Below are 23,090 nucleotides of genomic sequence, written 5' to 3'. Positions count from 1 at the left end.
GCGGCGCACCGTCCGGTGCGATGCCGCCCGGAGGCGCCGGGTGCGCGGCCCGCTTATGGTGAGCGAGGGCGCCGACCACCGGTCCGCGACGGGGCGCCCTGGAGGCATCGATGCAGGCCAAGCTGGAGACTCGGCCCTCGGTCCGGCGCTGCGCGGTCACCGGAGCGCTCGGCCTGGCCCTGCTGGGCGCGGGACTGCCTGCCGCCGCGAACGGCGCGGTCACCGCGACCACCGCGACCACGCGGGACGCCGGATCCGGGCTGTCCCGGTTCTACGACCAGCGGATCAAGTGGACGGCGTGCGAGGGCACGGACATGCCGAAGGACCTGCAGTGCGGCAAGGTCACCGTCCCCCTCGACTACGCGCGCCCCCGGGGCGGGACCCTCGACGTGGCCCTCGCCCGGTACCGGGCGACCGGCGACTCACGGGGCTCGGTCCTGCTGAACTTCGGCGGGCCAGGCGGCTCCGGCATCAATGAACTCGCCGCGGGCGGCAAGGAGTTCATGCACCTCACCAACGGCTACGACGTGGTGACCTTCGACCCCCGCGGCGTCGGCCGGTCCTCCCCGGTCTCCTGCGGTCCGGCCACCCTGAAGATCATGGAGGCGACCGACGGGGACGGGGGGATGAGCGACCCCGAGGACGTGCTGAAGCGGCTGCGGGACGCGGCGTCCGAGTGCGCCAAGTACTCCGGCCCCGTACTGACCCACATAGGCACGGTCGACGCGGCACGCGACATGGACGTGATGCGCCGGGCACTCGGCGACGACCGGCTCAACTACCTGGGCTTCTCGTACGGGACCCGGCTGGGGGCGGTCTACGCGGCGCGGTTCCCCGACAAGGTCGGCCGGATGGTCCTGGACGGCGTGGACACGCTGACGGAACCGCTGGCCGAACAGGGGCTGGCCGGGGCGCGGGGGCAGCAGACCGCGCTGGAGAACTTCCTCGACTGGTGCGTCGAGGACATCGCCTGCCCGTTCGGCCAGGACGCCCGGGACGCCCGGGACCAGGTCGAGCGGCTCGTCGCCTCCCTCGACTCCGACCCGGTGCCGTCGGCCTTCGGCGAGCCCTTCACCGGGCAGGACATGGTCGGCGCGATCGGCCAGGCCCTGTACAGCCGGGAGTTGTGGCCCTCGCTGGAGCGGGCACTCGCGCAGTTGCTCGGGGACGGCGACACCCGCGGCCTGGAGGGCTTCTCGTCGGGCGGCGTCACCTTCCCGGTCCGGACACCGGTCCAGGCACCGGTCCAGGCACCGGTCCGGGGCGACAGGACGGCCGGCCTCACCGACGAGGAGGACGTCCCCATGGACAACCTTCCCGCCGCCCTGATGGCGATCAACTGCGCCGACGACCCCGACCGTCCCACCGCCGCCCAGGTCACCGCGTCCCTCGACCGGCTGCGCGCACGGTACGAGGACGTCTCGCCGGTCTTCGGCCGGTACCGGCTCACCCAGGTGCTCATGTGCTACGGCCGGCCCAGGGGAACGGACTACATCCGGGACGACGTGAAGGACCTCGACACGGCGAAAATGCTCCTGGTCGGCACCCGCGGCGACCCGGCCACGCCGTACCGCTGGACGACGGAGACGGCCGACCGGCTCGGCCCCTCCGCCGTGGTCCTGGACAACCGGGGCGAGGGACACACCGGCTACGCGTCGTCCAAGTGTGTGCACCGCAAGGTCGACGACTTCCTGCTGTACGGCTCCCTGCCGCCCGACGGCAGCTCCTGCGGTCCCGAGTCCACCGGCGCCGGGGCCGACTGAGCGGCGACGGGTCCGACCGAGCGGCGGCCCGCACCGAATGCCCGATATGCCTTATATACCCGTGGAGCATATCGTGCTGACATGGAGCACGATCTGAGTCCCGCCACCCTCGCCGGACTGCGGCGCCCCCGCCCGTATCCGGCCGTGTCCGTACTGACGCCGACGCACCGCCGCGAGCCGGACAACGCGCAGGACCGCGTCCGGCTGCGCAACGCGGTCGCCGCGGCCAAGAAACAGCTGGAGGAGGATCCGGCGGTCAGCCGTGACCGGCGCGCGGAGGTGTCCCGCGAACTGGACCGGGCGCTCGCCGAGATCGACCTGACGTACGCCGAGGACGGTCTGGCGATCTTCGCGGCACCCGGTGAGCACCAGGTCTGGACGCTCAGCCGTTCCGTGCCCGAGCGCGTGGTTCTCTCGGACACCTTCCTCACCCGCAACCTCGTCGCCGCGCAGGCGGCCGAGCGGCCGTTCTGGGTCCTGTCGGTCGCCGCCGACCGCGTCAAGCTGTGGAGCGGCGGCGCGGGCCGCGTCGTGGAGGAACACCTCGGCGGCTTCCCGCTCGACCGGCCCGCGGAGGACTTCGACCCCGAGCGCCAGGAGCGGATCGGCGACGCGCCGAGCACCTTCCGGGACGAGGGCACCCGCAAGTTCCTGCGCGACGCCGACGCCGCGATGGGCAAGGTCCTGCGCGCCCGGCCCCGGCCGCTGTACGTCACCGGCCCCGAGCCCGCCCTGTCCCTGTTCGAGGAGGCGGGCGCGCTCGCCGCCGACGCGGTGCTCGTCCCGCACGGCGGGCTCGCGCACGGCACCGCCGAGGCGGTGTGGCAGGCGGTGCGGCCCGTGCTCGAGAAGGAGGCGCGCGGGTCGGTCGAGGCGGTGGCCAGGGAACTGGACGCGGCCCGCGGCCGCAAGGACTTCGCGGCCGGGGTCGACGAGCTGTGGGAGAGCGCCCACACGGGCCGCGTCCGGCTGCTGGCCGTCGAGGAGAACTTCAAGGTGACGATGCGCGACGACGGCGAGCACCTGCTCCCGGCCGACGACGGCGACCTCGACGCCCGGGAGGACATCGTGGACGAGATCGTCGAACAGTGCCTGGAGACCGGCGCCGATGTCCGTTTCGTGCCGGACGGCGCACTCGCGGACGCGGACGGCATCGCGGGAGTACTGCGCTACTGACGCCGGCCGCCCGCCCCGCGGACCGGTCATCCCCTGCCTCTTGACGCGCGTGAAAGCCTGTTCGCCGTACACGTACCCGCTGCCGGCGGGTGCGCGGCGGACGACGAAGGAGCGGGCGCGGCGTGAGTGAACTTCTGGGTGTGGCGGTCCTGGGTGCGGGACACATGGGTGCCGACCACATACGACGCGTCGACCAGGTGGTGAGCGGCGCCCGGGTCGCCGCGGTGGCGGACCCCGACGCCGAGCGGGCGAAGGAGGCCGTGGGCGGGATCGGCGGGCTCGGCAGGATCACGGTGCACACGGACGTCGAGGCCGCGCTGGACGCGCCGGGTGTCGAGGCCGTTTTGATCGCCTCGCCCGGCGAGGCGCACGAGGAGGCCCTGCTGGCCGCCTTCGCGCGGGGGCTGCCGGTGCTGTGCGAGAAGCCGATGACGCCGGACTCCGCGGGCGCGCTGCGCGTGGTGGAGGCCGAGGCACGCCTCGGCAGGAGGCTGGCGCAGATCGGGTTCATGCGGCGGTACGACGCCGAGTACCGGCAGTTGAAGTCCCTCCTGGACGGCGGGCGGCTGGGCCGCCCGCTGATGCTGCACTGCGTGCACCGCAACGTCTCCTCGCCCCCGCACTTCACCTCGGCGATGCTGATCAACAGTTCCGTCTCGCACGAGATCGACGCGGCCCGCTGGCTGCTCGGCCAGGAGCTGACCGCGGTGACCGTGCTGCGTCCGCGCCCCTCGGCGGGTGCGCCCGAGGGCCTGCTCGATCCGCAGCTCGTGCTCTTCGAGACCGAGGGCGGCGCCGTGGTGGACGTGGAGGTCTTCGTCAACTGCGGCTTCGGCTACGAGGTGCGCTGCGAAGCCGTCTGCGAGGCGGGCAGCGCCCGGATCGGTGCGGCGCACACCATGGTGGTCACGGCGGCGGGCGGCGCGCGGGAGGACGTACCGCAGGACTACCTGGTGCGGTTCGCGGACGCCTACGACCACGAGGTGCAGAGCTGGGTGGACGCGACCCGGCAGGGCCTGGTCACCGGGCCGGGCGCCTGGGACGGGTACGCGGCGGCCGCGGTCGCCGAGGCCGGGGTGCGGGCGCTGGGGACGGGCACGCGCACACCCGTCGACATGGCACCCCGTCCGGCCCTGTACGACCGGGCATAGAACAAGGGTCCACCGAACACCAGGGCGACGACGTATCCGGGCCCTCATCCACCTCAAGTCCCGTAGAAGACCTACGACTTGCCCGGCAGCCCGGCTACGCCGAACACGTACCCGAGTCACCCGGGGAAGACTGTGGCATATGCCGGAAGCACCACCGTATCGTGTGTTGCCGAATCCCTTACGAGGCATGGCGGGCTGTGCAACAGTCGTAACGGCCCTTCCGCCGGCCCCGGTTCCACCTTGGTCGTACCGTCAGCACATCGGAGTGCGTCATGTCGTCCCATCTCTCCGCGGACCACCCGGCCGCCCAGCCACCGGGACCCGGCTCGGTCGAGGCGCTCATATCGCAGACCCGGCGGCTGCGGGGCGACGTGGACGCGGTGCGGCGGGACAGCCAGGACGACACGACGGACCCCCGGGGACGCTGGCAGCGCGCCCTGTACGACCTGGCACTGCACCAACTCACCGACCTCGACGCGCATCTGGCCCAGCTCCGGGACGGCCCGGCACCCGCGCCGCGCGCCGGTTCGCTGCTCAGCCGGGTCGGCAGCGCGGAGTGGAACCTGCTGACGGACGAGGCCGAGTGGTCCGCGGAACTCTTCCAGATCCTGGGCCGCGACCCGGCCTCCGTCCCGCTCAGCCTCGACGAACTCCCGTCCCTCGTACTCACCGAGGACCGCCCGAAGCTCACCGCGATGGTCACGGACTGCCTCGTCGACGGCCGGCCCATCGACGGCGAGTTCCGCGTGGTGCGCCCCGACGGGAGCGTACGCACCGTGCACATGATGGGCGAGCCCGTCCTCGACGCCGACGGCAGCACCGCATCGATGTGGGCGGTGCTGCGGGACGTCGGCGAACTGCGCCGCAGTCAGCGGGCGCTGAGCGAGACCCGTGACTCGCTCCGGCACCGTCCGTCGCCGCCCTGGCAGGGTCTCCTGCGCTTCCCGGACGAGGGCCGGCCCGGCCTGGACCTGGCCGCCGCGCACCTCCCGTCGACGTCCGCGACGGGCCGGCGGTCCCGGTACGGCGGGTGGTACGACGCGTGTCCGCTCGGCGGCGACGGCGAAACCCTGCTCACCGTCGGCGACTTCGGACGCCCGGAGGCCGAGGGGCACGGCCCGGCGGTGCTGATCGGCGCCCTGCGCGGCCTGGCACTGGCCGGCACCCGGCCGGGACGACTGCGGGACCGGCTCGCCGAACTGCTCCGGGCCACCGCCCTGCCCCCGGTGGACGGCGCCGTGTACTGCGGCTACCGGCCGGACACCCACACCCTGACCTGGACCCACGCCTCGGGCCCCGTCCCGCTGCTCTTCCGCGGCGGAACGGGGCGTGCGCTGTCCGGACAGGACGGACCGTCGGGACAGGCCGAGACGACCCTCGAAGCGGGCGACCTGCTCCTCCTGCACACCGGGACACTCGAACCGGCGGCCGTGGAGCACCTCCTCTCCCTGGCCCCCCGACTGACCGCGACGAGTTCCGCCGGGGACGGCGTACGGCTCGTGACACGGGAGCTGGACGAGCTTCCGGGTCGTCAGGACGCCTGTGTGCTGATGGCCCGGGTGACGCCCTAGGTCTGCGGAGCGCGTCGCGCCCTACGCCGACGCGATGGTGCCGCCCGGCCCCTTCCCCCTGGGTGACCTGCCCTTGGGCAGCGCCAGCTTGATCTCCTCCCGCAGCTCCTGGATCTTCGGGTATCCGGCGTACTCGGCGGTCAGCCGGTACATCTGGCGCAGCCGGTCCCAGGTCCGCTGCGAGGAGTTGGAGCCCATCGACACCAGGGCCAGGCGCGCGTACCGGTCCGCCTGTTCGGGGTCGTCGGCGATGAAGCAGGCGGAGGCCATCGACAGGTAGTCGAAGATCTTCGACCGCTGCCGGCCGTCGATCCTGAGGGCCAGAGCCTTGTCCGCGTAGTGCTGGGCGTGTGCGGCGGCCCCCGGTTCGAACTCGGCGAGCGTCCGGTAGGCGAGGGCCTGCATGCCGTACAGGTCCTCCTCCTTGAACGTCTGCATCCAGTCCGGGGGCGGCACGTCCGCCTTGTCGGAGACGAAGAGGTCCTCGGCCCGGCCCAGGGTGCGGCGCATCGCCTGGCCCTTGCCCATGGAGGCCTGCGCCCAGGCCTCGATGGTGTACAGCATGGCCTTGGTGCGCGGCAGTACCTGCTCGCCGGAGCCGGACTGGGCGAGCTTCATGAGGTCCAGGGCCTCGTCGGGCTTGCCCAGGTGCACCATCTGGCGGGCCGCCCGGGACAGGGCCTCGCCCGCCCGGGGCCGGTCGCCGCCCTCGCGCGCGGCGTGCGCGGCGATGACGAAGTACTTCTGGGCGGTCGGTTCCAGGCCGACGTCGTGCGACATCCAGCCCGCGAGGACGGCGAGGTTGGCGGCGACGCCCCACAGGCGCCGCTGGAGATGGGGTGGGTGGTGGTAGGCGAGCATGCCGCCCACCTCGTTGAGCTGGCCCACCACGGCCTTGCGCTGGAGGCCGCCGCCCCGGGCGGCGTCCCAGGCACGGAACACCTCGACCGAGCGCTCCAGTTCCTCCACTTCCTGCGACCCGATGGGGGCGGCCTCGTAGCGGTCGAACCCGGCGGGGTCGGCGTGCAGGGGTTGATGGAGGTCGGGGGCGTCGGCCGCGAGGGCCGGGTCGGTGTGCAGCCAGTCGTGCATGGCGCTGCTGAGTGCGGAGCCCGCGGCGAGCGCGGCGCCCGCGCCCACCAAGCCGCGTCGGTTGAGCATGAGGTCCATTCCCGTGAATTCGGTGAGGACCGCCGCAGTCCGCTCGGGCGCCCACGGCACGCCGTCGGGATGCTCTTCGCTCCCGTCGCGTGGCCGTTTCCCCGCACGCCCGTGCCGGACCAGACCGAGGTCCTCGATGGTCACGACACGGCCGAGACGCTCGGTGAACAGAGCCGCCAGCACCCGCGGCACCGGATCGCGCGGGATCTCTCCCATGTCGATCCACCGCCGCACCCGCGAGGTGTCGGTCGCCAGCTGGGGGTGGCCCATGGCCGCCGCCTGCCGGTTGACCAGCCTCGCGAGCTCGCCCTTGGACCAGCCGGCCAGGCCGAACAGGTCCGACAGGCGGGTGTTGGGTTCTTTGCTCACTACAAGCCCCCAGGTTCTCGGCTGAGTTGACAGTAGCCCCGTGCGGGTTGCCGGGCGACTATTCGCCACCGTTCGCCAGGGTGCGCCAGATGGTGTGCCACGGGCGGCCGGGTGTCAGGTAGGAATGCGCCACCCCGACCCGGTCGCCGCGGGGGTACTCCCCAGGGTGGCCCCCGGCGGCCGGTCGGGCGGCGCGACGGCTTTCGGAAGACGTGCCGCCCCCGGTACCGAACGGACCGGACCGGCACCCCTCTTCAGGCAGGCACAGCAGGCACACGAAGGGATCTGTCTCGCCCATGTACGCAGCATCGTCCTCCGTGTCCGCCCCGCAGCGCTCGCTGCACCCCCGCCCGACGGCGGGTGGCGGCCCCTATCTCGCCCCAGCGCGTCCGGCGGCCCCGGTGCTCGGGGCCGGCAGGGCGCGGCTCGGCGCGGGGCCCGGCACCCAGCCGCTCAGCGGGAGAATCGACCTGTCCGGCCCCCAGGGGGCCCAACTGCGCACGGCGATCGCCGCCGTGCACCGGATCTGCCCGGAGTTCTCGCCCGTGCAGGTGCTGCGGCGCAGCGGGCGGTCCGTGCTCCTGGTCGGCACGACCGGGCGCAGTACGGCGGTGGCCAAGTGCTTAGTGGACCACTCCCCCGCGTGGGCGGAGCGCAGCCGGCACGAGATAGGGGCATACCGCTCGTTCGTCCGGCAGCGCCCTCCGGTGCGGGTGCCGAGACTGATCGCGGCGGACCCGGACAACGGCACGCTGGTCATCGAGCGGATGCCCGGAAGAGTGGCGGCGCTGCAGCGGCATCCCCTGGAGGCCCCGCCGCGGGCGGACATCAGGGCGGCGATCGGATCGGTCTGCCGGCTGAACGCCTGGCGGCCGCCGGCCGGCACCTTCGACGCACCGCTGGACTACGCGGCCCGGATCTCCCGCTACCACGAGCTGGGGCTGCTCACCGACCGGGACCTGGGCGACCTGCAGAAGCTGCTGCACGGCATCGCCCACGCGGGCGGGCGCCAGGGCATGGGCCAGTTCTGTCACGGTGACGCGCTGCTGTCCAACGTCCTCATGTCCCCGGCCGGTCCGGTGCTGGTGGACTGGGAGCACGCGGGCTGGTACCTGCCGGGCTACGACCTGGCCACGCTGTGGGCGGTCCTCGGGGACGCTCCGGTGGCCCGCCGTCAGATCAGCCAGATCGCCCAGGCGACGGGCACGGCGGCGCGCGACGCGTTCCTGGTGAACCTGATGCTCGTACTGACCAGGGAGATCCGTACGTACGAGACGGCCGTGCAGCGTTCGATGCACGACCCGGTCGGGGCGGCGCCGGGACCGGCCCATCCGGGTGCCGCGCCGACCGGCGAGGAACAGCGGCTGCTGCTGCGCCGGTTGCACGACGACTGCCAGATGGCCCGGCGGGCCGTGCGGGCGGCGGTCGGCACGCGCTGACGGGACGGCGCGAGGAGGACGACGGTGCGCGGTGTGCCCTTCCGACAGGGGGGCGCACCGCGCTTTTCGTGTCCGCCCGCCCGGGGGTGTGCGCAGGGACCACAGGTGTACGCCACTGACGCCCCGCAGGCCTGTGGGCCGCCGCCACGAAACTCGCCGAACCCCTTGCTGACGTGGGAAATCACCATGATGACGGCATGATTGACGGATCGTCGGACCGCCGGGTACGACTGACCCAGCCCGGCCCCGCACGCCCGTCACGTCCCCACCCGCCCGACCGTCACAGGAGGCCGTTTTGCGAGGATCCCCCGTCGTGCCCGCCCTGGCCACCGCGGCACTGCTGCTGCCGCTGCTCGGCGCGGCCCCGTCGGCCGCCGTGCCCACGGACGCGCCACCCGCCCCGGACCGCCTCCAGCGGGCGTTCGCCACCGCGGCGGCCGAGTACCACGTGCCGCAGAGCGTTCTGCTCGGCGTCTCCTACCTCCAGTCCCGCTGGGACGCGCACGGCGGCGCGCCGAGCGTGACCGGCGGCTACGGCCCGCTGCACCTCACCGACGCCCGCACGGCCCTGGCCGCCGGGGCCTCGCACCACGGCGGGGGCTCGGAGGATCCGCGCGGCGACGACGCGCGCGCCGCGCTGCACCCGGCGGGCGGTGCCGTCGCGCCGTCCGGCGACCTGCCGGCCCGGCTGACCACGCTGCCGAAGGCCGCCGCGCTGACCGGGCTGAGCCCCGAGGCGCTGCGCACGGACCCGGCCGCGAACGTGGCCGGCGGTGCGGCGCTGCTCGCCGCCGCGCAGCGCGACCTGGGTGAGCCGCTGAGCGCGGACCCTGCGGACTGGTACGCGGCGGTGGCCCGCTTCTCCGGCGCGGAGGACTCCGCGACGGCGGCGGCGTACGCGGACGACGTCTACGAGGTCATCCGCACGGGTGAGCGGCGCACCACGGACGCCGGCCAGCGGGTCTCGCTGGCCGCCCGCCCCGGCGTGGCGCCGGACGTCTCACGGCTGGACGGCGCGGGCCTGCGCGCCTCCTCCGCCGCCGGTACCCAGTGCCCGAGGTCGGTGTCCTGCGAGTGGGTCCCGGCCCCGTACGAGGAGTTCGGCGACGGCGACTACGGCAACCACGACCTGGGCACCCGGCCGGCCTCCCAGCGCATCCGGTACATCGTCGTGCACGACACGGAGGGCACCTGGAACGGGGTCCTCAACATGGTCCAGGACCCCACCTATGTGTCCTGGAACTACACGTTGCGCTCCACCGACGGTCACATCGCCCAGCACGTGAAGGCGAAGGACGTGGCCTGGCACGCGGGCAACTGGTACGTCAACGCGAAGTCGATCGGTCTGGAGCACGAGGGTTTCCTGGCGGAGCCGGACGCCTGGTACACGGAGGCGATGTACCGGTCGTCGGCGCGGCTGGTGAAGTACCTGGCGAAGAAGTACGACATCCCGCTGGACCGGCAGCACGTCCTCGGCCACGACAACGTCCCCGGCACCACCACGGCGACGATCCCGGGCATGCACACCGACCCGGGCCCGTACTGGGACTGGCGGCACTACTTCCAGCTGCTCGGCCGGCCCTTCCAGCCGACCGCCGGCAAGAAGTCCGCCCTGGTCACGATCCGCCCCGACTACGACGCCAACCGCCCCGGGTACACCGGTTGCAAGACGGCGGGCGAGCCCTGCGCGGCGCACGGCTCCAGCGAGGTCCGGCTGTACTCCGACCACGACGTGAACGCGCCGCTGATCAAGGACATCGGCCTCGGCACCACCCCCACGACCGGAGTGAACGACCTGTCCTCCCGGGTCTCCACGGGCCAGCAGTACGCGGTGGCCGACCGGTGGGGAGACTGGACGGCCATCTGGTACCTGGGGCAGAAGGCCTGGTTCCACAACCCCGGGAAGAGCCCGGCCGCGGTACCCGCCTCGGGGCGCGTGATCACTCCGAAGAAGGGCCTCGCGAGCGTCCCGGTGTACGGGCGCGCGTACCCGGAGAAGGCCGCCTACCCGGCGGACGTTCCCGCCCAGGCGGTGTCACCGTTGCCGTACACCCTGCTCGCGGGGCAGAAGTACGTGGTCGGTGAGAAGGTGCCCGGCGAGTACTACTACGCGGTCACCTTCAACGAGGCGTCCCACCGGGTGGTGACCGGAAAGGACCAGTACTACGAGATCCAGTACGGTCACCGGGTCGCGTACGTGCGCGCCGCCGACGTGACGGTCTCCACGGCCCGGTAGGCCGCTGCCGGGAGCCGGGTCTCAGCCCTGCTGGAAAAGCTCCGCCGGGAGCGGCTTCAGCAGGGCGTACAGGTCGTCGGTGATGGGGCGGTCCCAGGCGGCGATGGTCACCAGGACGCCGTCGCTGCGGTCGAACTGGACGCAGGAGATCCGGCTCTCGGAGAGCTTGAGGCGGCGCACGATGAGCAGGTTGTCGCCCTGCATCACGGGGACGTCCTCGGCGCCGACGACGGTGATCTCCTCGTCGTTCTCCAGCGCGAGCAGCAGCTGGGCCACCTCGAAGGGGATCTCTCCCTCGGGGACCTCGCGGGCCGGTGAGCCGTCCGGGAGATTGCCGATGATCATCGCGGGGCCGCGGCCGCCGAACAGGTCGTAGCGCAGGAAGACGCCCTGACAGCTGCCGTCGGGCGCGGGCAGCAGACCGGCGCCGAGATTGCCGGGCCAGTCGCCCGGGTCCATGGCCAGTACGTCGAAGTCGGGCCCGGCGGGCGTGGCGCTGCGGCGGCGGAGGAACGACATGCCGCCATGGTACGTGGCCGGGGGCCGGGAACGGCGTGCGGGCGGCGGCCCGGCCGGGCTACGCGGATCGCCGCTGCCGGTCCTGGTGGCGGGCCACCCTGGCCCGGTTGCCGCAGGAGGGCTTGCACCACTCCTGACGCGGGTGCTCCTTGAGGAAGTAGCGCACGCAGCGCGGCGCGTGGCAGGCCCGCAACCGCTTCAGGTCGGGCCCCGCGAGGAAGCCGATCACGGCCTGTGCGAGGGCGGCGGCCAGGTCGGCCCGTACGCCCTCGGCGGGGGCGGCGCGTACGACGGGCTCGGCGGTGTCGGCCCAGGCCAGGACGGGGACGGTGGGGGTGCGGGCGGCGGCCTCGTTCAGGCGCCGCAGCGCCTCGGGCACGGGCAGCAGCCGGGCGGCGTCGGCGGGGCTCGGCTCGCCGGGGCGCACGGCGCGGGCGAAGAGGGCGCGGGCGGCGGCCCGTACCTCGCGGACGGCGGCCAGGGTGGACGCGTCGGCCTCGAAGACCTCGGCGTCCGGCACCGCATCGGGGTGTGCCCCGACCCAGGCGGTGAGCCCGGCCGGGCCGGCCAGTTCGTCGGCGACGCCGCCGTGCCCGTCGTGCCGGACGGTCAGCGCCAGGGCGAGCGCGATCCGGGTGTCCCTGCGGGGCGAGTCCTGCATGCGGCCGATGATAGGCACGCCGTGCGGGGCGGGGTGTCACTCCTGCGGGGGAGCCGGCGGCACCACCGCGATCGGGGCCGCCGCGTGCAGCAGCACGGCGTGGGTGACCGAGCCCATCATCCGGGCGGGGGCCAGCAGGCGCCGGCGGTGCCGGCCGACGACGATCAGGTCGGCGTCCTTGGAGGAGGCGACCAGGTTTCCGGCGGCGTCGCCGGGGACGACGTGGGTGTCGGCCCGGACGTCGGGATGGCGTCCCCGGTAGGGGGCGAGCAGGCCGTCGGTCAGGACCCGCGTCTCGCTCTCGACGGAGACCTCGTCGATCACCAGGGGCATCATCTGCCCCGCGGCGGCCCAGGTCTGCACCGGCCAGGGGTAGGCCGCGACCACCTGGAGGCGGGCGCCGCGCAGTTCGGCCTCGGTGAAGGCGAAGGACAGGGTGGCGTCGTCGGGACTGTCGACGTGCAGGCCGACCACCACCCGGGGGCCGGGTTCGGCCGGTGCCTCGCCGTGGACCTCGCGCCCGGGCCGGGGCACCACGACGACCGGGCATTGCGCGTCACGGGCGGCGGCCATCCCGTTGGAGCCCAGCAGCAGGCCGGCGAAGCCGCCCCGGCCCCGGGAGCCGAGGACGAGCAGCTGGGCGTCGGCGCCCAGTTCCGGCAGCAGGGCGCCGGGAACGCCTTCCATGCCCACGTACTCCGTCGGCACCGCGAAGGCCCGTCCCTGAAGGTGCGCCCGTGCCTGGTCGAGCGCGGGGTCCTCGGCGGTGTCCGGCGGGCCCGCGACCAGGACGTCGGTCTGGGCCCAGGCGGCGTACTGGCGCACGTGCACCACCCGCAGCGGTGCCTCGCGCCGGTGGGCGGCGTCGAGCGCCCAGTCCAGGGCGCGCAGGCCGTCGTCCGAACCGTCGACCGCCGCGATGACCGGCAGGGTGCTCATGGGTCCTCACCTCCGGAGTACGGACTTCCCCCCGGCGGCGGACCGAACACCCCGGTTCGGCCGGTCGGCGCACCCCGCGCCGTCCTACGTGAGGTCGAACTCCCCTTCCCGCGCTCCCGACACGAACGCGCCCCATTCCGCGGGGGTGAAGATCAGGGAGTGGCTCTGCGGGCTGCCGCTGTTCCGCATGGCGATGAATCCCTCGACAAAGGCGATCTGGACATCCCCCAGGCCTCGGCTGCTGGACTGCCACTGCGCGTTGCTGAGATCCAGCTCCGGCTTGTCCCAGCCCATGAGCGGGCGCTGGTGGGTGGTGCTCTCGGCCACGTCCGTGCTCCTCCCGGTTTCGTCGTCCGCGGCCAGCCTAGCGACCGGGTCCGACCGCCGACAGGCCACGACGGGGGTGCCTTGCGAAGAGGAGTGGCGGAGATCAGTTCGGCCCGAGGAACGCGGCGATCCGGTGGGCGAACCAGCGCGGGTCGTCGAGCCACGGGTAGTGTCCGGCGCCGGGCTGGACGGCGACCTCGGCGTGCGGGAAGACGTCGGCGCAGCGGCGCGCCAGCTCCGGGCCGGGACCGCCGTCGCGCTCACCGGCGAGGACGAGCACCGGAGCGGGGCAGCGGGCGAGCGCGGCCCGGGTGGCGGGCGGGTCGAAGGCGTCCGGGGAGAGGAAGACGTCGCCCGCCTCGTCGTTGCTCTCCTTGTCGGCGAGCGCGTCGTGTTCGCGGGCCGCGTCGTCCCAGCGGCCGAAGAAGAAGGGGGCGAACACCGGATCGAACTCGCCGCTCCCGGCGAGCCAGGCCCGGAAGGGACCGATGGCCTCCTCGAACCAGGGCTCGTCCGCGCGCAGGAGCGCCGCGCGGAGCCGGTCCTCGGCCGTCGGCCGCATGTCCAGGGCCCAGGGGGTGGCGGTGACCAGGACGAGCCGGGACACCCGTGCCGGGTGGCGGGCGGTGTACAGCATCGCGAGGCTGCCCCCGGCCGAGTGCGCGAGGAGGTCCATCCGGTCGAGGCCGAGGTGCTCGCGCAGTGCCTCGACGTCGTCCACGACCCGGTCGCAGCGGTACGTGGCCGGGTCTTGCGGAACGGCGGAGTCGCCGGTGCCGCGCAGGTCGAGCAGGATCAGCCGGCGGTGGGCCGCGAGGCCGCCGAGGCCGCCGAGGTCGCCGAGGTAGGCGGAGGCGCGCATGGGTCCGCCCGGCAGGACGACCAGCGGCTCCCCCTCGCCCCGTACGTGGAAGGCGAGGCGGGTCCCGTCGTACGCGGCGAAGGTCTGCATGGCGCCGATCCTCACCGGTCGCCGCTCTGCCGCGCAACGCGGTTGTGGAAGCCGGCCCCGGGGTCAGGAGCCTGTGAAGCGGTCCCGCAGTTCCCTCTTGAGGATCTTCCCGCTGGCGTTGCGCGGCAGGGCGTCCACGAACAGGACGCGTTTGGGTGCCTTGAACGCGGTGAGTCGCTCGCGGGTGTGCGCGATCAGCTCGTCCTCGGTGACCTCCGCGCGGGGGACGACGACAGCCGTGACGGCCTCGATCCACCGTGCGTCGGGCAGGGCGATCACGGCCGCCTCGGCGACGGCGTCGTGCGTGTAGAGGGCGTCCTCGACCTGGCGGGAGGCGACCAGTACGCCCCCGGAGTTGATGACGTCCTTCACCCGGTCGACGATGGTGTAGTAGCCGTCCGCGTCCCGGACGGCGAGGTCGCCGGAGTGGAACCAGCCGTCGCGGAAGGCGGCCTCGGTCTCCTCGGGCCGGTCCCAGTAGCCGTCGCACAGCTGCGGGGAGCGGTAGACGACTTCGCCGGGCGTGCCGTCGGGGACGTCCTTGCCGTCCTCGTCGACCACACGGGCGTCGACGAAGAGGACGGGGCGGCCGCAGGAGTCCATGCGGCCCGCGTGCTCGTCCGGGCCGAGCACGGTGGCGAGGGGGCCGATCTCGCTCTGGCCGAAGCAGTTGTAGAAGGCGAGGTGCGGCAGGCGTGCGCGCAGTCGCTCCAGGACCGGCACCGGCATGATCGACGCGCCGTAGTAGGCCTTGCGCAGGCCGGTCAGGTCGCGGGTGGCGAAGTCGGCACGGTTCGCGAGGCCGATCCACACGGTGGGCGGTGCGAACAGGCTGTCCACACGGCCCGCTTCGATCAGGTCGAAGAGCCGGTCGCCGTCGGGCGCGTCCAGGATGACGTTGGTCGCGCCGACGGCGAGGTAGGGCAGCAGGAAGACGTGGGTCTGGGCCGAGTGGTAGAGCGGGAGCGCGTGCACGGGGCGGTCGCCGGCGCCGAGGTCCAGCGCGGTGATGGCGCTCAGGTACTCGTGCACCAGCGCCCGGTGGGTCATCATCGCGCCCTTGGGCAGCGCGGTGGTGCCCGAGGTGTACAGGAGCTGCACCAGGTCCTCGGCGCCCGGCTCGGGGCCGTCGTACGGGGGCGTCGCCGCGAGGCGGGACAGGAGCGAGTCGTCGGTGTCGCGCAGCGGCAGGGTGCGGACCCGGCCGGGGAGCCGGGCGGCGAGGCCGGGGTCGGTGAGGACCAGGGTGCTGCCGGACTGGCCGACGATGTGGGCGAGGTCGTCGCCGGTGAGGTTCTGGTTGACGGGGACGTGCACCAGGCCCGCGCGGGCGCAGGCCAGGAACGCGATCAGGTAGGCGTCGGAGTTGTGGCCGTAGGCGGCGACCCGGTCGCCCGGGGACAGTCCCTCGCCCAGCAGGACGCTCGCCGCGCGGGAGACCGCGGTGTCGAGTTCCGCGTACGTCCAGGAACGGTCGCGGTACTCCACCGCGACGCGTGCCGGAGTGCGTCGGGCGCTGCGGCGCAGCACCCCGTCAACGGTGCTGCCGGTGCTGCCGTGTCCGGGCGTCATGACCTGATCCTCGGCCGGTCGCGGGGGCGGGTCAAGCGGTGTGCGCCGGTCCGCCGGCTCCTCGCGCCCGCTTGGTCCGACCCATTGACAGGGCCCGTCGCTGACAGGAAAGTTTCACTCCGCACGGCGATCCGGGAAAGATACTTTCAGCTTCGGTGGCGGGAGGCTCTTCGATGGCCGGTCAGGCGACGAACGGATTCAGTCGGCGTCAACTGGGCGCCGGCGCCCTGGCGCTGGGGGGTGCCCTGGCCATCGCCCCGTTCGCGGCCGGGCCGGCCGAGGCCGCCTCCGGCCGGGGCCGTCGGCCCACCCTGCGGCGCGGTTCCGCCGAACGCGCCGGGCTGCTCCCCGGCCATCTGCGCCAGCTCGTCACCGACGCCGAGGCGTTCCTCGGCCCGTCCCCCGAGCACCCGTGGTACGCGGGCGCCGTGCTGCTCGCCGGCCGGGGCGGCACGGTGGCGCTGCACGAACCGATCGGCATGGCGGTGCGCTACCGGGCCTACGACGAGGGGACGGACACCGGCGTCGAGTTCCCGCCGGGCGAGCAGATCCCGATGGCCGGGGACACGGTGTTCGACCTCGCGTCGATCTCCAAGCTGTTCACCTCGATCCTCGCCGTGCAGCAACTGGAGCGGGGCGCGCTGGAGCTGGCGGCGCCGGTCGCCTCGTATCTGCCGGACTTCGGCCGGGCGGGCAAGCAGCACATGACGATCCGTCACCTGCTGACCCACACCTCGGGCTTCCGGGCGTGGATCCCGCTGTACAGCGCGCCCACGTACGAGGAGAAGGTCCAACTCGTCTACGACGAGGCACCCGTCAGCGCGCCCGGCACGGCGTACCTGTACTCGGACCTCAACATGATCTCCCTCCAGCTGGTGCTGGAGGAGGTCACGGGCCGCACCCTGGACGTCCTGCTGCGCGAGGAGATCACGAAGCCGCTGGGTCTCACCCGCACCCGCTACAACCCGCCCGCCTCCTGGCGTCCCGGGATCGCGGCCACCGAGGACGCCCGCAAGCCCTGGTCCGGTCTGGACCGGGGGCTGGTGTGGGGAGAGGTGCACGACGAGAACGCCTTCAGCCTCGGCGGCGTCGCCGGTCACGCGGGAGTGTTCTCCTGCGCGTGGGACCTCGCGGTCCTCGGTCGCACCCTGCTCAACGGAGGGTCCTACGGGCGGGCGCGGATCCTGCGGCCGGAGTCCGTGGAGCTGATGTTCACGGACTTCAACACCGACTTCCCGGGCGACGAGCACGGCCTGGGGTTCGAGCTGTACCAGCACTGGTACATGGGCGCGATGGCCACGCCGCGCACGGCCGGGCACACCGGTTTCACGGGCACCTCGCTGGTGCTCGACCCGACGACCGACTCGTTCCTCGTCGTCCTCGGCAACTCCGTCCATCCGGTGCGCAGTTGGCGTTCCGGTTCGGCTCCCCGGGTGGCGGCGGGCACCAACCTGGCGCGGGCGGTGCCGGTCCGTCCGGCGCACGGGCGCACGGCGTGGTTCTCGGGGACGGCGGGTTCCGCCACGGCCACGCTCACGCTGCCCGCCCTGGACACCTCGGCCGGGCGGGCCCGACTGCGCTGCGCGCTGTGGTGGGACACCGAGCCCGGCTCGGACGTCCTGGTCCTGGAGGCCTCGACCGACGGCGGCGCGGGATGGCGGCCGGTCCCGTTCACCACCACGCGCCGCGGCGAGGCGCCCCTGGACCATCCGGCGGGCTCGGCCACCGGCTGGTCGGGACGCGTCTGGCACCGGCTGAGCGCCGACCTCCCGGCCGCGCACGGGCTCACCCTGCGCTGGCGGTACACGACCGACCGGCTGTACGTGGGCCGCGGGGCGTACGTCGACGGCCTGCGCGCGGAGGCGGCCGGCGACGTCCTGTTCCACGACGCGCGCCCGGCGGACGCGGCACGCGTCGTGGCCGAGGGATGGACGGCGTCGGCGGACTAGGGCCTGTCCCGTTCCAGGACCGCCATCGCCGCGTTGTGTCCCGGGACCCCGCTCACCCCTCCGCCGCGCACGGCGCCCGCGCCGCACAGCAGGACGTTGGCGCGGACGGTCTCCACGCCCCAGTGGCCGGTGCCCTTCTGGGCGTGGGGCCAGGACAGCTCGCGGTGGAAGATGTTCCCGCCGGGCAGGCGCAGGTCGCGTTCCAGGTCGAGGGGCGACCTGGCCTCGATGCAGGGCCGGCCGTCGGCGTCGGTCGCCAGGCAGTCGGCGAGGGGCTCGGCCAGATGGGCGTCGAGCTGGGCGAGGGTCGACTTGAGCAGTTCCTCGCGCACGGAGTCGTTGTCCCGGGCGAAGAGGCGGGCGGGTGTGTGCAGGCCGAACAGGGTGAGGGTGTGCATGCCCTTCGCGGCCAGGCCGGGTCCGAGGATCGTGGGGTCGGTCAGCGAGTGGCAGTAGATCTCCGAGGGCGGGGCGGCGGGCAGTTCACCGGCGGCCGCTTGGGCGTGCGCGGCGGCCAGTTGCTCGTAGCCCTCGGCGATGTGGAAGGTCCCGGCGAAGGCCTCGCGCGGGTCGGCGTCCGGGTCGCGCAGCCGCGGCAGCCTGGTCAGCAGCATGTTCACCTTGAGCTGGGCGCCCTCGGCCGGTGCGGGCGGGGCGTCCCCCGTGAGCGCCGCCAGTTCGCGCGGGGAGGCGTTCACCAGGACGTGGCGGGCGGCGGCGACGCCCTCGCCGTCGGCCGAGCGGAAGGTGACCTCGGCGGTGTGCCCGTCCGCGTCGATCCGGACCGCCTCGTGGCCGGTGGCGAGCACCGCACCCGCGGCGCGCGCGGCGTCGGCCAGCGCGTCGGTGAGGGCGCCCATGCCGCCGACGGGTACGTCCCAGGCGCCGGTGCCGCCGCCGATCACGTGGTAGAGGAAGCAGCGGTTCTGGGCCAGGGAGGGGTCGTGGGCGTCGGCGAAGGTGCCGATCAGCGCGTCGGTGAGGGCCACGCCCCGCACCAGGTCGTCGGCGAAGTGTTCCTCGATCGCGACGCCGACCGGCTCCTCGAACAGGGCTCGCCAGGCCGCCTCGTCGTCGACCCGGCGGCGCAGTTCGTCCCGGGTGGGCAGCGGTTCGGTGAGGGTCGGGAAGACCCGCTGGGCCACGTGGCCGGTCATGGCGTAGAAGCGCTGCCAGGCGACGTACTCCCGCTGCGAGCCGGTGAGCCGGGCGAACGACTCGCGGGTGCGGCGCTCGCCCCCGCCGACGAGGAGCCCGGTGGGCCGCCCGGCGCGCTCGACGGGCGTGTACGAGGAGACGGTGCGCGCTCGCACCCGGAAGTCCAGGCCGAGGTCCCGCACGATCTTCTTGGGCAGCAGGCTGACCAGGTACGAGTAGCGCGACAGCCGTGCGTCGACCCCGGCGAACGGCTCCGTGGACACGGCCGCTCCGCCGGTGTGGTCCAGTCGTTCGAGGACCAGCACGGAGCGGCCGGCCCGGGCCAGGTAGGCGGCGGCGACCAGGCCGTTGTGGCCGCCGCCGACGATGACGGCGTCGTAGGTGCGGGAGGTGCTGGGCGGGGGCGTCATGGCTCTTGGTAGCACGGCCCGATCGGGGGCGGCCAGCCCGCCGTCGCGCACCGTCCCCGGTCAGCGGGCGGCCACCGAGCGCAGTGCCGCGACCCTGCGGTACAGCTCCGCGGCCTCGGCCGCGCGGCCGAGCTGCTCCAGGCAGTGGGCCTCGTCGTCGCGGGCGACGAGGGTGTCGGGCCGGTCGGGGCCCAGGACCCGTTCGCGGGCGGCGGCGACCAGACGGTACTCGGCGAGGGCGGCGGCCCAGCGGCCCAGCCAGCCCAGGGCGACGGCGACCTCGCGGTGGCTGACCAGGGTGTCGGGGTGGTCGGGGCCCAGGACCCGTCCGCGGATCGCGCACACCGCGCGGGCCTCGTCCAGCGCCTCCCCCCAGCGGCCCAGCCTGCCGAGGTTGACGCCCCGGCCGTGCCGGGCGCGCAGGGTCTCGGGGTGCTCGGCGCCCTGGGCGCGGGCGCGGTCGGCGATCAGTTCCCCGTACGCGGTCAGCGCTTCGGCGCAGCGGCCGAGACGGCCGAGGGCGACGCCGGTCTCGTACCGGGCGGCGAAGGTGTCGGGGTGGTCGGGGCCGAGGGCTCTCGCGCGGGCGGCGGCGACCTCGCGGTAGGTCGCCAGAGCCTCCTGCCAGCGGTCGAGCCGCCCGAGTTCGTAGGCCACCTCGTAGCGGGTGACGAGGGTGTCGGGGTGGCCGGGGCCGAGCACGCGGGCCCGGGCCGCGGCCACCTCGCGGGCCATCCGGTGGGCGTCCTCGGTGCGGCCGAGCCGGCCCAGGTTGAAGGCCAGGTTGTGCCGGCAGCGCAGGGTGTCGGGATGGTCGGCGCCCATGGTGCGCTCACGGGCGGTCAGCACCGACGTGTACACCTGGTGGGCGTCGGCGTGGCGGCCCAGCCGGCCCAGGGTGTAGGCCATCTCCTGGCGGACGGCGAGGGTGTCGGCGTGGTCGGCGCCCAGCGTCCTGATCCGGGCCTGGGCGACCCCCTTGTAGGCGCGCAGCGCGTCGGCGGCCCGGCCGGTGCGCCCCAGCGTGAAGGCCGCCTCGTAGCGGCTGGCGAGCGTGTCGGGGTGGTCGGGACCGAGCCGCCGCTCGCGTTCGGCGGCGACCGCACGGTGTACCCGGCCCGCCTCCTCCCAGCGGCCGAGGCGGCCCAGGCTCAGCGCCGCGTTGTGGCGGGCGGCCAGCCCGACGGCGGCCTCGGTCGCCGGGTCGGGCCACTGGTCCGGGGCGGGTCCGGCGGTCCGTTCGCCGTCGGTCCCGTCACCGGTGGGCCGCGGGATCCACTCGCCGGACAGGCCCGCCCCGGGGTCCGGGGGCGTGGCCCGCAGGCCGGTGCCGGTCGCCTTGTGACCGGTGGTCATGCCGTGGGTCCAGGAGGGCAGCCCCGCGCGGCCGCCGACCGGCCGCGACGTCCGCGGCCGGGGTGTCGCGAGGGCCGGCACCCGGGCCGGTGCGGTGCGTCCGGCGGCGATCCGGCGGCCCAGCTCACCGGCGTCGTCCGGGCGCTGCTCGGGCCGCTTGGCCAGCAGGTCCAGGATGATCCGGTCCAGGTACCGGGGCAGCCCGGCGCGGTGGGTGCGGGGCGGTTCCGGCTCGGTGTCGCGGTGGCCGACGAGAATCGCCCAGGCGTCGTCGAGGTCGAACGGCGGGACGCCGGTGGCGATCTCGTAGAGCACGCAGCCCAGGGAGTACAGGTCGCTGCGCAGGTCGACCTCGTCGCCGCCGATCTGTTCCGGCGACATGTAGTGCGGGGTGCCCATCGCGATGCCGGTGCCGGTCAGCCGGGCGGTGAAGCCCGCGTCGTGACCCAGCCGGGCGATGCCGAAGTCGCAGATCTTCACGGTGCCGTCGGCGGTCCGCACGATGTTGGCGGGCTTGAGGTCGCGGTGCACGATGCCCTGCTCATGGGTGTAGGCGAGCGCGGAGGCGACCTGTTCGGCAATGTCGACGACGTCCGCGACGGGCAGCGGATGGCCCTTGTTGTCCTCCAGGAGCCGGCTCAGGTCGTGTCCCTCCAGGAGCTCCATGACCAGGAAGAGCACGCCGTCCCACTCGCCGAAGTCGTGGACGACGGTCACCCCGCGGTGCTGGAGCGCGGCGGCCACCCGGGCCTCGCGCCGGAATCTCTCCCGCAGGACGCGGGTGAAGGAGTGGTCGTGCTGCGTACCCAGCGGTTTGAGGCACTTGACGGCTATGCGGCGGCCCAGTGACTCGTCCCGCGCCCGCCACACCTCGCCCATGCCGCCGCGCCCGATCCGCTCGAGCAGCCGGTACCGGCCCTGGATCAGCGTGCTGTCCCCCATGACTTCGCCCGCCCCCGTGGTTCAGTCCGCCGCGCCCTCCCCTGGCCGGTCCAGTATGGCCGCTTGTCGTCCGATTTTGTATGGCGCCGGGCGCACGTCCGGGCCGAGCCGGGCCATGGCGCGCAGGATGTGTTTGGGCGGCAGTTGCCAGCGCAGACGTGCGGGAACGTGGCGCAGCAGGGTGCCCGTGGCGCGCAGCCGGCGGGTGACGGCGGCGGGCGGGGGTGCGGGTCTGCCGTAGAGCTCGTGCGCGTACGGCGGTAGGGAGTCGTACGCAAGACGGGCGACCCGGCGCCACAGCAGCGCGCGGGCCGGGACCAGGAGGGGGTGCGTGGGCGGGCGGAGCAGGAAGTCGTCCACCTCGTGCGCGTCCGCTCCCGCGGCCAGTTCGGGCCGTACCCGCGCGAAATAGGCGGCCAGCTCGGCCCGGTTCGCGGGTACGGCGGCGGGGTCGAGGCCGACGAGGCGGGCGCTGTGCCGGTGTTCGGCGAGGTAGCGGTCGGCGTGGGCGTCGGTGAGCGGGAATCCGGAGCGGCGCAGGACGTGCAGGTAGGAGCCGATCTCGGCGCAGTGCACCCACAGCAGCAGGGCGGGTTCGTCGACGCCGTAGCGCTCGCCCGTGTCGGGGTCGGTGGCGCCGAGCATGCGGTGGATCTTCCTGACCCGGGCCCCGGCCCGCTCGGCGGCCTCGGTGGTGCCGTACGTGGTGGTGCCGACGAAGCCCGCGGTGCGCATCAGCCGGCCCCACGCGTCGCGCCGGAAGTCGCTGTTCTGCATCACGCCGCGCACCGCGCGCGGATGCAGGGCCTGGAGGTAGAGGGCGCGGATGCCGGCCACCCACATCATCGGGTCGCCGTGCGCCTGCCAGGTCACCGAACGCGGGCCGAACAGTCCCGGGTCGCCGTCCGTCCGTGTCGCCGCCATACGGGCAGGCTAACGCGGCGCGGGACCCGTTCCCAGGGCCTCAGCGCAGGGTGGCCAGGAACTCTCCGCAGGCGCGGGCGCAGGCGCGGCAGGCCCGGGCGCTCTCCTCGGCACCCTGGTGTCCGTCGAACACGTGCGCGCTCTCCAGGCACACCTGGCGGCACCACTCCAGCTGGGCGCGGATGGCGGCCTCGTCCACCTGGTTCTGCTCGGACAGCACCCGGCAGGTCGCGTCGCAGACCTCCGCGCACATGATGCCCCTGCGCCGCACGAGTTCCTGGTTCTCGGTCCCGTCCGGGTCCACGAGGCTGGCCCGCAGGGCGCAGGCCCGGGCGCACTCGGTGCACGCCTGTGCGCACGCGAAGCGGTCCTCGAGGAAGCGGAACAGTTCCTGCTGGGAAGTCGTCGTCGATGTCACACCGAGCGGGTTGCCGCCGGCCGCGGTGCCAAACGGCCGGACCCGGTGTTTCCAAGGGTTCCGGGCCGTTTCCGATCGGAAAGGCCGGCTCTTCGCG

18 protein-coding genes are annotated in these 23,090 nt (G+C 74.0%); 7 read left to right on the top strand and 11 right to left on the bottom strand.

Features of this window, described 5'->3' with window-relative positions:
- Positions 1 to 110: 110 nt before the first annotated feature.
- The 4 genes from ACZ7MF_RS12050 (at position 111) to ACZ7MF_RS12035 (ending at position 5,661) form a co-directional block, all read left to right on the top strand.
- On the top strand, positions 111 to 1,763 hold the full coding sequence (locus tag ACZ7MF_RS12050) for an alpha/beta hydrolase (RefSeq protein ID WP_471476172.1): 1,653 nt from the start codon (positions 111 to 113) through the stop codon (positions 1,761 to 1,763).
- Between the two features lie 81 nt (positions 1,764 to 1,844).
- Positions 1,845 to 2,939 (top strand): baeRF3 domain-containing protein, encoded by a 1,095-nt coding sequence (locus ACZ7MF_RS12045; RefSeq protein ID WP_471476170.1) that lies wholly within the window; start codon positions 1,845 to 1,847, stop codon positions 2,937 to 2,939.
- Positions 2,940 to 3,061: 122 nt separating this feature from the next.
- Complete coding sequence (locus ACZ7MF_RS12040; RefSeq protein ID WP_471476168.1) at positions 3,062 to 4,090, top strand: Gfo/Idh/MocA family protein; 1,029 nt, start codon at positions 3,062 to 3,064, stop codon at positions 4,088 to 4,090.
- A gap of 272 nt (positions 4,091 to 4,362) precedes the next feature.
- On the top strand, positions 4,363 to 5,661 hold the full coding sequence (locus ACZ7MF_RS12035; RefSeq protein ID WP_471476166.1) for a PAS domain-containing protein: 1,299 nt from the start codon (positions 4,363 to 4,365) through the stop codon (positions 5,659 to 5,661).
- A gap of 21 nt (positions 5,662 to 5,682) precedes the next feature.
- Here the strand turns inward: ACZ7MF_RS12035 and ACZ7MF_RS12030 are convergent, their stop codons facing one another.
- Complete coding sequence (locus tag ACZ7MF_RS12030) at positions 5,683 to 7,191, bottom strand: DNA-binding protein NsdB (protein ID WP_471476164.1); 1,509 nt, start codon at positions 7,189 to 7,191, stop codon at positions 5,683 to 5,685.
- Positions 7,192 to 7,487: 296 nt separating this feature from the next.
- Here ACZ7MF_RS12030 and ACZ7MF_RS12025 point away from each other — a divergent pair, with 296 nt between their 5' ends.
- Positions 7,488 to 8,630, top strand: a complete 1,143-nt coding sequence (locus ACZ7MF_RS12025) for an aminoglycoside phosphotransferase family protein (RefSeq protein WP_471476162.1) — start codon at positions 7,488 to 7,490, stop codon at positions 8,628 to 8,630.
- A 313-nt stretch (positions 8,631 to 8,943) separates the two neighbouring features.
- Complete coding sequence (locus ACZ7MF_RS12020; RefSeq protein ID WP_471476160.1) at positions 8,944 to 10,866, top strand: N-acetylmuramoyl-L-alanine amidase; 1,923 nt, start codon at positions 8,944 to 8,946, stop codon at positions 10,864 to 10,866.
- 21 nt (positions 10,867 to 10,887) lie between these two features.
- Here the strand turns inward: ACZ7MF_RS12020 and ACZ7MF_RS12015 are convergent, their stop codons facing one another.
- From ACZ7MF_RS12015 to ACZ7MF_RS11990, 6 genes are all read right to left on the bottom strand, one after another.
- On the bottom strand, positions 10,888 to 11,385 hold the full coding sequence (locus ACZ7MF_RS12015; protein ID WP_003971896.1) for a hypothetical protein: 498 nt from the start codon (positions 11,383 to 11,385) through the stop codon (positions 10,888 to 10,890).
- Between the two features lie 58 nt (positions 11,386 to 11,443).
- On the bottom strand, positions 11,444 to 12,046 hold the full coding sequence (locus ACZ7MF_RS12010) for an ABATE domain-containing protein (RefSeq protein WP_471476157.1): 603 nt from the start codon (positions 12,044 to 12,046) through the stop codon (positions 11,444 to 11,446).
- 36 nt (positions 12,047 to 12,082) lie between these two features.
- Positions 12,083 to 12,985: a universal stress protein gene (locus tag ACZ7MF_RS12005; protein ID WP_471476155.1), complete on the bottom strand. Its 903-nt coding sequence runs from the start codon at positions 12,983 to 12,985 to the stop codon at positions 12,083 to 12,085.
- An 84-nt stretch (positions 12,986 to 13,069) separates the two neighbouring features.
- Complete coding sequence (locus ACZ7MF_RS12000; protein WP_189750111.1) at positions 13,070 to 13,312, bottom strand: DUF397 domain-containing protein; 243 nt, start codon at positions 13,310 to 13,312, stop codon at positions 13,070 to 13,072.
- Positions 13,313 to 13,415: 103 nt separating this feature from the next.
- A complete protein-coding gene (locus ACZ7MF_RS11995) occupies positions 13,416 to 14,264 on the bottom strand; it encodes an alpha/beta fold hydrolase (protein WP_471476154.1) in 849 nt (282 codons plus the stop codon).
- Positions 14,265 to 14,327: 63 nt separating this feature from the next.
- Complete coding sequence (locus ACZ7MF_RS11990; protein WP_471476152.1) at positions 14,328 to 15,836, bottom strand: acyl-CoA synthetase; 1,509 nt, start codon at positions 15,834 to 15,836, stop codon at positions 14,328 to 14,330.
- 173 nt (positions 15,837 to 16,009) lie between these two features.
- On the opposite strand from ACZ7MF_RS11990, the gene ACZ7MF_RS11985 reads away from it, so the two are divergent.
- A complete protein-coding gene (locus ACZ7MF_RS11985; RefSeq protein WP_471476150.1) occupies positions 16,010 to 17,785 on the top strand; it encodes a serine hydrolase domain-containing protein in 1,776 nt (591 codons plus the stop codon).
- Here ACZ7MF_RS11985 and ACZ7MF_RS11980 read toward each other — a convergent pair.
- The 4 genes from ACZ7MF_RS11980 to ACZ7MF_RS11965 are packed head-to-tail and all read right to left on the bottom strand — an operon-like array spanning position 17,782 to position 22,993.
- Positions 17,782 to 19,353: a phytoene desaturase family protein gene (locus ACZ7MF_RS11980; RefSeq protein ID WP_471476149.1), complete on the bottom strand. Its 1,572-nt coding sequence runs from the start codon at positions 19,351 to 19,353 to the stop codon at positions 17,782 to 17,784. The genes ACZ7MF_RS11985 and ACZ7MF_RS11980 overlap by 4 nt on opposite strands.
- Positions 19,354 to 19,413: 60 nt before the next feature.
- Entirely contained in the window at positions 19,414 to 21,651 is a 2,238-nt protein-coding gene (locus ACZ7MF_RS11975) for a serine/threonine-protein kinase (RefSeq protein ID WP_471476146.1), read from the bottom strand.
- A gap of 21 nt (positions 21,652 to 21,672) precedes the next feature.
- Positions 21,673 to 22,575, bottom strand: coding sequence for an oxygenase MpaB family protein (locus tag ACZ7MF_RS11970; RefSeq protein WP_471476144.1), 903 nt, complete (start codon positions 22,573 to 22,575; stop codon positions 21,673 to 21,675).
- 40 nt (positions 22,576 to 22,615) lie between these two features.
- On the bottom strand, positions 22,616 to 22,993 hold the full coding sequence (locus ACZ7MF_RS11965; protein WP_471476142.1) for a four-helix bundle copper-binding protein: 378 nt from the start codon (positions 22,991 to 22,993) through the stop codon (positions 22,616 to 22,618).
- Between the last annotated feature and the right edge of the window lie 97 nt (positions 22,994 to 23,090).

It is taken from the genome of Streptomyces sp. NPDC111628 (genome assembly GCF_055635195.1).
The sequence above is the reverse complement of the archived record's forward strand: the minus strand, read 5'-3'. Positions and strand labels throughout refer to the sequence as shown.